The organism is Mucilaginibacter flavus (assembly GCF_030409315.1).
Classification (GTDB): Bacteria; Bacteroidota; Bacteroidia; order Sphingobacteriales; family Sphingobacteriaceae; genus Mucilaginibacter; species Mucilaginibacter flavus.
The window spans coordinates 1-12,693 of record NZ_JAUFPS010000090.1 but is presented as its reverse complement, the minus strand read 5'-3'; the positions used below and the strand labels follow the sequence as shown (position 1 = coordinate 12,693).

At 43.4% G+C, this 12,693-nt stretch carries 10 protein-coding genes; 4 read left to right on the top strand and 6 right to left on the bottom strand.

Annotated features, from left to right (window positions below; genetic code table 11):
- Positions 1 to 28 precede the first annotated feature (28 nt).
- A complete protein-coding gene (locus QWZ17_RS25785) occupies positions 29 to 1,033 on the top strand; it encodes an LLM class flavin-dependent oxidoreductase (protein WP_290308218.1) in 1,005 nt (334 codons plus the stop codon).
- Positions 1,034 to 1,114: 81 nt separating this feature from the next.
- On the opposite strand, the gene QWZ17_RS25780 is transcribed toward QWZ17_RS25785, so the two are convergent.
- Positions 1,115 to 3,682 (bottom strand): OstA-like protein, encoded by a 2,568-nt coding sequence (locus QWZ17_RS25780; RefSeq protein ID WP_290308217.1) that lies wholly within the window; start codon positions 3,680 to 3,682, stop codon positions 1,115 to 1,117.
- Between the two features lie 51 nt (positions 3,683 to 3,733).
- Between QWZ17_RS25780 and tilS the strand changes: the two genes are divergently transcribed.
- Together tilS and QWZ17_RS25770 are read left to right on the top strand one after the other, a co-directional pair.
- Positions 3,734 to 5,071, top strand: coding sequence for a tRNA lysidine(34) synthetase TilS (gene tilS, locus QWZ17_RS25775; protein WP_290308216.1), 1,338 nt, complete (start codon positions 3,734 to 3,736; stop codon positions 5,069 to 5,071).
- Complete coding sequence (locus tag QWZ17_RS25770) at positions 5,068 to 5,553, top strand: hypothetical protein (RefSeq protein ID WP_290308215.1); 486 nt, start codon at positions 5,068 to 5,070, stop codon at positions 5,551 to 5,553. Before tilS ends, QWZ17_RS25770 begins: the two co-directional genes overlap by 4 nt.
- Before the next feature lie 393 nt (positions 5,554 to 5,946).
- On the opposite strand, the gene QWZ17_RS25765 is transcribed toward QWZ17_RS25770, so the two are convergent.
- From QWZ17_RS25765 to QWZ17_RS25755, 3 genes are all read right to left on the bottom strand, one after another.
- A complete protein-coding gene (locus QWZ17_RS25765; protein ID WP_290308214.1) occupies positions 5,947 to 6,555 on the bottom strand; it encodes a TetR/AcrR family transcriptional regulator in 609 nt (202 codons plus the stop codon).
- Between the two features lie 293 nt (positions 6,556 to 6,848).
- Positions 6,849 to 8,231 (bottom strand): DHA2 family efflux MFS transporter permease subunit, encoded by a 1,383-nt coding sequence (locus QWZ17_RS25760; protein ID WP_290308213.1) that lies wholly within the window; start codon positions 8,229 to 8,231, stop codon positions 6,849 to 6,851.
- Between the two features lie 6 nt (positions 8,232 to 8,237).
- Entirely contained in the window at positions 8,238 to 8,396 is a 159-nt protein-coding gene (locus QWZ17_RS25755; protein ID WP_290308212.1) for a hypothetical protein, read from the bottom strand.
- 471 nt (positions 8,397 to 8,867) lie between these two features.
- Here QWZ17_RS25755 and QWZ17_RS25750 point away from each other — a divergent pair, with 471 nt between their 5' ends.
- The gene (locus QWZ17_RS25750; RefSeq protein ID WP_290308211.1) at positions 8,868 to 10,676 is read left to right on the top strand and encodes a glycoside hydrolase family 35 protein; all 1,809 of its coding nucleotides are present in this window, start codon (positions 8,868 to 8,870) and stop codon (positions 10,674 to 10,676) included.
- 85 nt (positions 10,677 to 10,761) lie between these two features.
- Here QWZ17_RS25750 and QWZ17_RS25745 read toward each other — a convergent pair whose 3' ends face one another.
- Together QWZ17_RS25745 and QWZ17_RS25740 are read right to left on the bottom strand one after the other, a co-directional pair.
- Complete coding sequence (locus tag QWZ17_RS25745; RefSeq protein ID WP_290308210.1) at positions 10,762 to 11,685, bottom strand: helix-turn-helix domain-containing protein; 924 nt, start codon at positions 11,683 to 11,685, stop codon at positions 10,762 to 10,764.
- Between the two features lie 71 nt (positions 11,686 to 11,756).
- Entirely contained in the window at positions 11,757 to 12,608 is an 852-nt protein-coding gene (locus tag QWZ17_RS25740) for an SDR family NAD(P)-dependent oxidoreductase (protein ID WP_290308209.1), read from the bottom strand.
- Positions 12,609 to 12,693: the final 85 nt, after the last annotated feature.

Here is a 12,693-nt window from a genome sequence, read left to right as displayed (position 1 = left end):
ATCAAATTGATTCGTATTAATTTTGATTATGGACATCAAATATTCTGTTCTTGATTTGGCCACTGTAATACAGGGCCACACTCCCGCTGATACTTTTCCGCGCAGCCTGGAGCTTGCAAAAACTGCAGAAAAATTAGGGTATAGCCGTTTCTGGCTGGCCGAACATCATAATATGATCAGCGTTGCAAGTTCGGCAACGGCTGTTTTAATAGGTTATATAGCTGGTGGTACCTCTACCATCCGCGTTGGCTCGGGCGGTATTATGCTCCCTAATCACGCGCCGTTGATTGTAGCCGAACAATTTGGAACCCTGGCCTCGCTTTATCCAAATCGTATTGATTTGGGTTTGGGCCGTGCACCGGGTTCAGATCAATTGACCTCTTTGGAGATCAGGGGTCAAAATTATTACCAGCAACATAATTTTCCTGCCGATATTCAAAAGCTGCAAACCCTGTTTTCGGCCGAGAACGCCGGTGCCAAAGTAAGGGCAATCCCCGGCGAAGGGCTTGATGTGCCTATATGGATATTAGGCTCAAGTACCGATAGTGCCAGAGTAGCGGCTGCATTGGGTTTACCTTATGCTTTTGCAAGCCACTTTGCGCCTGCTCATTTTTTAGAGGCTATTGAAATTTACCGCCGGCTATTCAGGCCATCCAAACATCTGGCAGAGCCTTATGTAATGGCTTGCGTAAACGTAGTTGCCGCCGATACCGACCACGAAGCCGAGAAACTGGCAACCTCCTTAAAACGACTGTTTATAGGCGTTATCACCGGCCAACGCAAATTACTACAACCACCCACAGACGACATGACCTGGGACCCGTTAGAAGAACAGGCCGTTAACCAGATGCTTGCCTACAGCTTTATTGGCGGCAAAGAAAAACTTAAAACCAAGCTGGATACTTTTGTTGAACATACCGGCGTTAACGAAATTATGGCCACATCGCACATATTTGATCAGACCGCAAGGTTGCACTCTTATGAGCTTTTCTCTGAGGTGATTGGTGAGTTGAATAAAGTTGGAGTGGAATAAGCACGGGGGACACTAAGTTTAAAAATCTACAAACTCCGAAAATGGAAATCACAATTCAGAAAATAAAACAGTGTTATGTGGTTAATTATCCTGTTTTTTAACAACCTGTTTAGTAGTATCCTTCACAGCCTTTACCTGGGCAGGCTGTTTTGCAACAGTGTCTTTGCCAACTTTAGGGCCTTGATGCCTTGCGGTATCAACCTTTAGCATGCTGTCTTTCCCCATTTTTAGCGGGAGCTTTTTATTGAGACTATCGGGCACGGCACCTTTGTTAGATTTACCTGGTAATGCTCCCGGTTTGCCTTTTACAGCCGGTGCCTTTATAGGCGAAGTTTTTTTATGTGATGGAATAATAGATTCTTTAGATACCGGCCTGTCTTTCGGTTTCCAGATGAAGCCTTTAAGGATTTTATCATCCTCCACAACCTTTTTCAAAGGAAGGTAGCGATTTTCGGGCTTGGTTAAAAAACGGATTTTTACCAGCTTGCTGTCTTTAAAGGAAACAACCATACGGCTGCTGAGCGAGCGTTGCATGCCCTCCACCCTATTGGTGGCACTATCGCGCTTAAAGTAAATACTTTCGGCGTTGCCTACGGTAAACAGTCTGTCCAGTTTGTCGTTTTTAAAGAAACCACGCATCTTTTTGCCCCCCATCTGGTTAAAATGCAACGAATCTTCTTTTTCTATATTTACCACAAAGGCCGAAGGGAACAATTCCATATTGTCCATTTTCTTGTTCTTCATCTGCACGTAAATGGTATCGCCGGATAGCTGTGAACCCTGCGTCCAAAACATGGGTTTTACATAGCACCTGATGGTGGAGTCGCTGTTGCTGTAAAATATAGAATCGGCTTTGCCCTGTAAATCCGACTTAAATATTTTAGCATGATGGTGTGCTAAAACGATCCTTACACGGGCGGTATCTTTCAGGTTTATCACGGGCTGAGCAAATACCGGGTCGCGTTTATACTCTTCGGCCCGCACACTATCCTGCCTGGCTTTTCTTATCGCCGAAAGCTTATCCTTCTTGATCTGCGCCGAATCTACCGGCACCTTTTTAGGCGGACCAAAAAACAATGGATGTCTATAAGAGGTATCCCTGGGGATAACAAGACTGTGGGCTACCAGTTTTTTATCATTCTTTTTATTTTCAAGTACCTGCTTCCTTGCCGCTGCCGATGTATCCCGCACATAGGCATAAGCCTGGCGTTGTTTTTCCTGGTATATCTTCTGGTCTTTGTAGGTTGTAATCCAGGTTTCCAGCGTATCTGCCGTCATGAAAACCGAGTCGCGTTTCATTTTTGCAGGTTTGGTAGTATCTGCCGGGGCTTTTACATTATTTGAACCTTTGGTACCCGGTTTAACCGCCGCGGCAACCTGTGCCAGGTTACCTATTTTGCTTGCGGCATCGGCAGGCTTCATATTTTTGACCTGCTTGGATAAACTTTTAACCGCCGAATCTGATTTTGCAGAATCCTTCTTGCTTAAATTGGGCTTTACCTGGCTGGCTATGTTTGCTAAATCGGTTATGCTTTTAATTTTGCCGGGCGTTACCATGTTATCGGTTAATGATATTTTCCTCGCGACCGAATCCAATCGGGTTGAATCCTTTTTGCTTACCATCCCTGTTGGCTTTATCTGCCCGGCCAAATTGCCCATGTTGGTTATTTTCATGGTATTGGGCGGTGCCTGCATTTCCTTGCTTTTAGCTTTCGTTGTAGCAGGTAAAGGCTTAGGCTGTACCGAGTCGGTTTGGGTGGTATCCTTTTGCTCAGTAACCAATACCATGTAAGCGTTTTGGGTAACCACGGTGCGCTCATCTGCCCTGAAATAAGTGGCTAAATCGCCCTTCATGGTTATCTTTTGTTCCTTATCAGCAAAAGTTACGTTTTTAACCGCGCGGCCGTATCCTTTCAGCTTATCGTAAAACAAGCTATCACCCTTTAATGATTTTGTACCCTGTTTATATTGATTTTTTTTACCAAAAAAGGCCTGCTCAACAACCGTATTATAAAGTCCGTTTTCGGTATACAGGGTATCTTTATCTTTTTTGCCGTAGATATTGGTAGGGCCATAAAAGTATGCTATACGGGTGCCGGTATTATACTTCATGGTATCGGTTTTAATAATGGCATCAACCGTGGTTAAAACCACATCGTACCTAAAATAAGAATCGCGCGATTGAGCAAAGTAGTAACCGTTTTTACTCACCAGCACGTTGTCTTTATTTACCAGCTTACCGCCGCCTGTGTAAGTGCCAATGCGGGTAGCGGTGTTGTATGTTAAATAATTGGTAGTAAGAATGGCGTCCCTATCAATCATCCTTACATTATTGGTAAGGATGGCAATTTTGGTATTGCCGTTGTAATTTAACTTATCTGAATAAATGTTCAGGGTATCGCCCTGGTTAATGTTTACATTGCTGAATGCATCAAAGGCGTTATCCTGCGGATAAAAGTAGGCGCTGTCCGATCTCAGAATGGAATAATCCTGTTTAAAAACGCCCTTATAAACTTTAATAACATCGCGCCCGTTAATTTTGGTAACGGTGCTTACTTCCGATTGTATCAGATTTACAATCGACTTTTTTTGCCCCATAACAGTGGCCGCAACAGTCAATAACAGAAGGCTTAAAACATATTTTCTCACTGCGGCAAAATTAGTTTTTTGTTGGGGTTATTAAATTAATAATTTTGATGAATGCTGCCAGTTACCCGGTTTGTTAATTTTATGGAACAAAATGCCTTGTTTGCACCCGGCAGCAAGGTTTTAGCTGCGGTGAGTGGTGGCATGGATTCTGTTTTAATGGTGCATCTGTTAAAAGCCGCCGGCATTGATTTTAGCATTGCCCACTGTAATTTTCAATTGCGTGGCAATGAAGCCCTGCGCGACCAGGAGTTTTGCAATAACCTGGCCACCAAACTGCGGATACCTTTCCATACCATCAATTTTGATACCACGGCCTACGCCGCAGGCAACAAAATATCTATCCAGATGGCCGCCCGCGAACTGCGCTACCAATGGTTTGATACCATATGTAAACAAACAGGCTGCGAGACCATTGCGCTTGCACACCACCAAAACGATACTATTGAAACTATATTGTTAAACCTTACCCGCGGCACGGGTATAGCGGGTTTACATGGTATATTGCCCAAAAACGGAAGACTGGTGCGTCCGCTATTGTTTTTAGGTCGTGATGAAATTGCCAGCATTGTGGTTAAAGATAAGCTCGATTTTGTGGAGGATAGTTCAAACGCATCGGCAAAGTACGCCCGTAATAAAATAAGGCTGGAGGTGGTACCCAAACTGAAGGAGCTTAACCCATCGCTCGAAAAAACATTTGAGAACAACCTGAAACATTTTCGTGATCTGGAAATCTTATTAGAAAACCAGGTTACCAGGCTTAGAAAAAGCATGTTGAAGCAACAAGGTGATGAAACTTTTTTGCCCATTGCTGATGTCAAGAACTTAAACCCCGCCCGCCTGTTGCTGTTTAAGTTATTACAGCCATACGGTTTTAACGAAACCACCGTTGATGATGTGCTATCGGTTTTGGATAAACATTCTGGACGGGTGTTTGAATCGGGTGGGCACCTGTTGGTGCTTGACAGGCATAATTTAATCATTAAGCCGAGAAAAGCCGGAGGGCAGCAGGCGGTTATGATAAACGAGCAGGATTATGAAATAAATTACGGTTCTTATAAGCTTAATTTACTACATGACGATAGCCCGCTGATTGTAAAAGATAACCCCATGGCAACATCGGTTGACGCGGCTTTGCTCATTTATCCCTTAACGGTACGGGCCTGGCAGGAAGGAGATTATTTTTGCCCGCTGGGTATGAAAGGACGTAAAAAACTGAGCGATTATTTTATCAATCAGAAAATAGCCTTGCATCAGAAAGAGGAAATTCCCTTATTGGTGAACGGCAATGGCGAAATTATATGGATAGCCGGCTACCGGGCCGACGAAAGGTATAAAGTAAACAATAACACTAAAAAAGTTACTATCTTCGAAATGTACAAACTATCATGAGCGAAAAAAACGTATTTGTAGAAAAACAGTACCTGGGCAGGGAATTTATCCCCATAACCATACGCCTGGTTTTGGCCATGTTTTGCTTTGCCGCCTATTTTTTTACCGACGAGAGCGAGCATAACGGCAATTTACTGGTACTGGTAGGCTTTGCCATCATCATTATATCCATTATAATGGGTTTCCTGCTCCATTTTAGCACCCGGGTAGAAAACAAAAGCATCCGCCTTGCCGGCTTGTGGACAACCCGCATTGTAAAAATAGACCTGAACGGCATTGTTAAAGCCGAAAAGGGATCGTACAGTCGCTACTGGTTTAACAACCCTGTATACAACCTGCATACTAAAGGCACCATCCGTTTTTACGCCGCCGGCAATGATGCCATTCACTTAACCGATAGGGATGGCATGGTGTACATCATAGGATCGCAGCACGCCAACGAATTTTTACGTGCCATACAGGATGAAATGAAAAAGCGATAACACTAATTGTCGCGGATTTTTTCGGATTGCACCAATTATTAAAAGCTAATTTTAAGACTTGTTGATGTTTTGTATACTGCGATTAAAATCTCAGAAACTGTTTGCGCTGCACAAAAAAGAAAACGTAGTAGGGATCTGTAAAATCCGGGGAATGTGAAAGGGAGATGGCAATAGTTTTTAAGCCCGGCATCATGCTTGTTTCAGGGGCTTGCGAAACAAATATCCCGCATGGTGTATACTTAGCAAGTGTATTCGAAACAAGTAATAGGCATGACAGTGAGGATAAAGCGATTGTAATTCCCAACTTCAAAGTATGCGGGATTAAAAGCTACCCCTGGCTTCTTTAACTTATCAGGAGTGGAAGAACTGGGAATTAAAACAGGTAGATCACCTTCAAGCCCCAATCATTTGCCCAATCCACATCGGTATCAGCTTTTTGCGTTCTTTCATCAACTCAAAAAACTCTCCTTTTGTAGCGTCACCAAAATTGGTTACCTGCGCCAGGCTTAAAAACGGAAAAATCATCATGCTGCCCATGTTCAAAATAATATGAAAGGGATTATGTTGAATTTTGCCATCGGTACTTAAAGCCCGTACCTGGTTGGCAAAATCAGATTCCATAATTGCAGGAAGGTTCCTGATGAGTGGTAAACTGTTGGAGCCGGCCATTACTTCGCGCACTAAAAAGAGCGGCAAATCGGGGTCGTTTAAGGCCTTTTCAATAAAATGATCGGCCATTAATTCTATCTTTTGTATCAGCGATAAAGAAGTATTATAAAATACCGGCTCTATTTCGGCAAAGGTTTTATCGATGGTTTCGGCCATAATAAGTCGGAACAAATTTTCCTTACTACGAAAATAGTAATTGACAGATGCCACGTTGATATCGGCCTCGGTGGCAATATCCCGTACTGTTGTTGCCAAAAAACCTTTCCTGGTAAAAATTAATTTGGCTGCCTTTTTAATCCGCTCCTCGGCCGAAACTTCTGCTACTGTCTCCATATGCTATTTGTAACAAATTTAGACAATGCCGGGCGATTTAAACAGCGCAATCGTTTTTTAAAAAATGAGCGTATATTGTGGCTAAAGCCACCTTAGGGTTGCTATTTTACCGCCCTATAAATGGGACGGCAATGAATTTTGAGTTTGGTTATCACTATTTTATTCATTGCCGTTTGGCTTCAGCCAACGGTTTAATAGCGATAAATAGTAAGTGGCTTTAGCCCAATAATCTACTGTCTGGATAATCTGAAAGTCGGTGCCTGCAAATTGAGGTAGGTTCAAACACCCTATCATCAATGCGCATCCGTAACCGCTTTTTGCCCTTTTTTAAACGGTGCCAGATAAAGCAAGGGAATTGCGCAGATCATAATAACACCTACAATCCAATAAGCATCATTATAAGTAAGCAAAAGTCCCTGCCTGTTCACGGTATTATCAATGCCCTGGTAAGCCATATGCGCGGCATCTAAAGCGCTTTTACCTTTTGCCATAAAGCCTGCTGTAAGGGCGTTAAAACGTTGCGTAAAAAAACCATTATATTGATTAATGCTCTCTAACAGGTTGCTACAATGAACCGCCTGCCTGATGTGGATAAGGGTAGTTAAACCGGCGATACCAAATGAACCGCCCAACTGCCGCATCATGTTGTTAAGGCCGGTGCCCTGCCCTATCTCGTGCCCCTTAAGATCGCCAATGGCAAGTGTAGTTAGCGGAACAAACAATAAAGCCAAACCAACGCCACGGATGGCCAACGGCCAAAAGAAATCGCCTGTACCTACGGTTAAGGTTGAATGGCTAAGCATGTTGGAGAAAACGAAGAACAGGATTAAACCTACCGTTGCCATCAGTTGTGCAGGTACACCTTTGTTAAGCATTTTACCTACAAAGGGCATCATTATAATAGTAAATAAGCCGCCAGGCAGCAATACCAAGCCAGTTTGCTGGGCCGAGAAACCTAACAGCGACTGACAAAATACCGGGAACACAAAAGTAGACCCGTACAAACCCACGCCCAATATAAAAGAAGTCATCATGCCTGCAGAGAAGCTTCGTTTTTTGAGAATCTGAAAATTAACAATAGGGTTTGATGCCGTTAGCTCCCGCCAAATGAAAAGCAATAAGCCAAACACAGCGGTAACCGTTAACACAATGATGTATGGCTTTGAAAACCAATCCTCATCCTCCCCTTTTTCTAAAATAGTTTGCAGGCTGCCTACAGAAACGGCCAGTAAAAAAATGCCCCACCAGTCTATCGGTTTACCTTTTCCTTCGGCAGGGGTGCTTTTAACAAACATATAGGTTAAAACCGCGGCTAAGGCGCCCACCGGTAAATTCACATAGAATATCCAGCGCCATGCGGCATGATCTGTAATATAACCACCAATTGTTGGCCCTAATGTTGGCCCAACTACGGCACCCAAACCAAATAAAGCGGTGGCGGTACCAACCTGGTCTTTCGGCCAGGTATCTAACAGAATGGCCTGCGCTGTAGAAATTAAGCCACCGCCTGCTATGCCCTGTAAAATACGAAAAGCTACCAGTTCTGAAAGACTGTGCGCGTTACCGCATAAAAAGGAAGCGATGGTGAAAATAATTATAGAAGTTAAAAAGTAATTTTTGCGCCCAAAATAACTACCCAGCCAGCCCGACATGGGGAGAATGATCACGTTGGCCACACTATATCAAGTAACCACCCACGCTGCGTCTGTTAAAGTAGCCCCTAAATTGCCCTGTATCTGGGGCAAAGAAACGTTTACAATAGTGGTATCAATTAATTCAAGTAACGATGCTGTGATCACCGTAATTGTAATTATCCATTTTTTAAAGCCTGTTTCTGCCATTGTTCAATTATTAAATCCGGCACAAAATTAATCAATCGATTGTTTAAAACAATTGATAGAATGATTACATTGGAATGATACAGACTTTGTGGCTGATTGGGGTAAAACACTACGCAAACGTTTGCAATGATGCTGGTTGATCAATGTTGGACTGTGTTTTTATTTTTAATACAAGGAATTGAAGCGATTGAGTGTCAATTTTATTAGTTTAGGATAGTAGGTGGTCGCTGGCTACGACAAATAATCGTTACAATCAGTCGTTTTCGGCAAAATATTTTCTGCTTAATTTATCTATGCTAACGTTTGCACAAAAGTTTACACTCTTTTTTAGCCTGCAATGTTTTCATTTGTATATCAGTAATACCAGGCGATGATAATTTTGACACATTACCAAAGGAATAACCTTAATTTTTAATAAACTTGAACCATTGTCTGTAAAGACGGTGACATAAACACAGCTACGTTTTAATAATGAGAAAACTCACCCTGCTCCTATTAGCGCTTTTAATATGCTCGATATCAGTAAAAGCACAGGATAGCCACCAGTTTACTTTAAGCCCCGCGGGTTTTAGTCTTGATGGTAAACCATTTCAAATCATCAGCGGCGAGATGCATCCTGCACGCATTCCGCATGAATACTGGCATCACCGTATAAAAATGGCAAAAGCTATGGGCTGCAATACCATTGCTGCGTACGTTTTTTGGAACTACCAGGAAACCAGCCCCGGGGTGTTCGATTACACCACCGGCAACCACAACATTGCCGAGTTTATAAAGATTTGTAAGGAAGAAGGCATGTGGGTGTTGCTACGCCCCGGACCATATGTATGCGCCGAATGGGATTTTGGCGGCCTGCCATCTTATTTATTAAAAACACCTGATATAAAAGTACGTTGTATGGATGACAGGTATATGGCTCCGCTAACACGTTATGTTAACAGCCTGTCAAAAGAAATAGCGCCCCTGCAATGTGTAAATGGCGGCCCCATACTGATGGTGCAGGTTGAAAATGAGTACGGCAGCTACGGTAACGATAAAATATATTTAAACGCCTTAAAAGAACTATGGTTAAGTAATGGTATAAAGGTACCTTTTTATACTGCCGATGGCCCTACAGATTTTATGCTTGATGCCGGGCATGTAGCCGGCGCGGCCGTTGGTCTCGACAGCGGCGGCAGCGATGCGGATTTTGCTACAGCGGCAAAGGCCGATCCTACCGCACCAGCCTTTAGCAGTGAAACTTATCCCGGCTGGCTTACCCATTGGGGCGAAAAATGGGCCGGCGCGGATACCGCCGACATTCGCAAGGATCTTACCTTCCTGTTAAAAAACAAGCATTCGTTTAACCTTTACGTGGTTCATGGTGGCACAAACTTTGGGTATACAGCCGGGGCCAACGCTTTTAAAGAAACCGAGTATCAGCCCGATGTTACCAGCTACGATTATGACGCGCCTATAGATGAGCAGGGCAACGCTACCCCAAAGTATTTGATGATGCGTAAGCTTATTAAGCAATACGTTAGCTATAAAATACCGGAGATACCCAAGCCAATAAAAACTATCATTATCCCCGAAATAAAGATGCAGTCATTTACCAATATATGGCAAAACCTGCCTGCAGCTATCCATACGGCACAACCTAAACCAATGGAGGCCTTTGATCAAAACCAGGGCTTAATGCTGTATCGCACCAAACTAATAGGACATAAAAGCGGGATGCTTACCATAACCGAACCGCATGATTTCGCGCTGATATTTATTAACGGAAAATATGTTGATAGTGTGTACCGCGATGGCGGCAAATGGTCGGTTAAAATACCGCAAACCGATGTTAAAGAGCCTGTGCTGGATATTTTGGTAGAAGGTATGGGGCATATAAACTTTGCCCAGTATATGATTGACCGCAAAGGAATTACCGACCGTGTTGTACTTAACGGCATGACCCTCATGAACTGGGATACCTACAAACTCCCGCTTGATGAGCAATTTGTAAGCAACCTTAAATCAACAACAGAAACCGCGCCCAATGACAAGGCCACCTTTTTTAAAGGCGAATTTGATTTGAAAACAACCGGCGATACTTATTTTGATTTAAGCAAATATGCCAAAGGCGTTGTATTTGTTAACAGGCATAACTTAGGTAGGTTTTGGAACCGCGGTCCTCAAAAACATTTATATTGCCCGGCATCATGGTTAAAACAGGGTAAAAATGATATTGTTGTTTTTGATATGCAATCATCAACAGCTGCTGCTGTGACAAGCTCGGCGACGTTAAAATAATAAGGGTTGATCATTAAATGAAGAAAGCCATAGTTCTTGTGAACTATGGCTTTCTTCATTTAACTTTAACTTTCCCCATATCCCGTCAATTAAACGAGCGCCTGAACTCAAGCGGGGAAAAATTAGTTTTTGTTTTAAACAACTTGCTGAACGATTGCGGATGCTCAAACCCCAGCGCGTAGGCCACCTCACTCACTGATAAATTGGTGGTAGATAATTTTTCTTTCGCTTTTTCAATCAGTTTATCATGTATATGCTGTTGCGCGTTTTGCCCGGTGAGGGACCTCAGCATATCACTCAGATAACTTGATGAAATGTTAAGTTTCTCCGCAAGAAACTGCACCGTGGGTATCCCCGCTGTTAACGACTTTTCATTGTTAAAATACGCCTCCAGTATCCCTTCCAGTTGTTGTAACAAACTGCTACCGATTGCTTTGCGGGTAATAAACTGGCGTTTGTAAAAACGATCGGCATAGGTTAACAGCAACTCTACCTGCGAGATAATGACATCCTGGCTAAGATCATCTATCCTGCTGTTCAACTCCTCTTCTATCATCTGAAAAACAGAGATAATAGTTGCCTTTTCCTGATCAGACAGGTGCAGGCCTTCATTAGCAGCGTAGGAGAAAAAACCATATTGTTTGATTTTTTTGGCCAAAGGATAATTCCACAAAAAATCAGGGTGGATCAAAAGCGTGTACAGGGAACATTCGGCAGCATTTTCGTTGTTATTACTACCGATTACCTGGTTTGGCGCGGCAAACAGTAAGCCGCCTTCGTCAAAGTCATAATGCCCTTGCCCGTATTTTATTGGCGGGCTCAGTTTTGGCCGGTACGATATTTTATAAAAGTTGAGCACATGCGCCTGCGGCGGCCTGCTAAACTCGGCCCTGGTAGTAGTATTATTAAGCAGGCTGATTAAAGGGTGCTTTGGTTGAGGCAACCCTAAAGCCCGGTGCGCTTCCGTCAAAGAATCAAACCTGTGAGGGATATTTTCTTCCTTTTTCATGCTGAAATTTAATACAATAATAGCCGATAGTGTTTTAAACTACCGGCTACTGTTAATTGTTTACCAATAGATTACTTTAAACTCCCCTGCGCCGACTCAGAAACCGACTGCCATTTTTCCCAGGTTGACAACCGCTCTGCATAGGCAGCGCGCACCCAAGGCAAATTGTGACTACCAAGATTAAACCGTAGCGGCGGGTTTTCGGCGTCTACAATTTGAAAAAGCGCCTGGGGAGTTGCGTTCGGATCTCCTCTTTCACTATTTTTTAGCCTTTCAACAAATTGCGCTTTAAAATCTGCATAAATGTCAAGTCCCGGTGCAAATTTTAAAGATTCCGGGCTGCCAAACTCCGTAGCATAAGCCCCCGGTTCAATAATGGTTACTTTGATCCCGAAGGCCAAAACCTCTGCCGCGAGGCTTTCGTGAATAGCTTCAAACGCCCATTTTGACGAGCAATAGTAGCCGATAACCGGCAATGTAACATGACCAAGCCCGCTTGATGTACCCAATATATGCCCATACCCCTGCTGGCGCAAAAACGGCAAAGCGGCTTGTATAACCCCGAGGGTGCCAAAAATATTGGTTTCATAAAGCGCCCGCACATCTTCGGCAGTAGCCTCCTCTATGGTACCCACCAGTGAATAACCGGCGTTGTTAAGCACTATATCAAGCTTACCAAAGTGAGCATGCGCTTGTGCAACCGCTGCTTTTATCTGTTCGGGCTTAGTTACGTCAAGCTCCAAGGGAAGTATATTTTCGCCGTATTTTTCCTTGAGATCGGTGATGCTTGCCAAACTACGCGCTGTAGCCGCTACTTTATCGCCACGCTTAAGGGCGGCATCGGTCCAAACGCGTCCGAAGCCACGGGAAGCACCTGTGATAAACCAAACTTTAGGTTCCGAAATTGCATTTTGTTGTTCCATAATAATGCGAATCAAGGGTTAAAAGCTTTAGAAACCTTATGGCTTAACCACCTGATTATGAGTTTTTTATTTGTGATTTTATTTG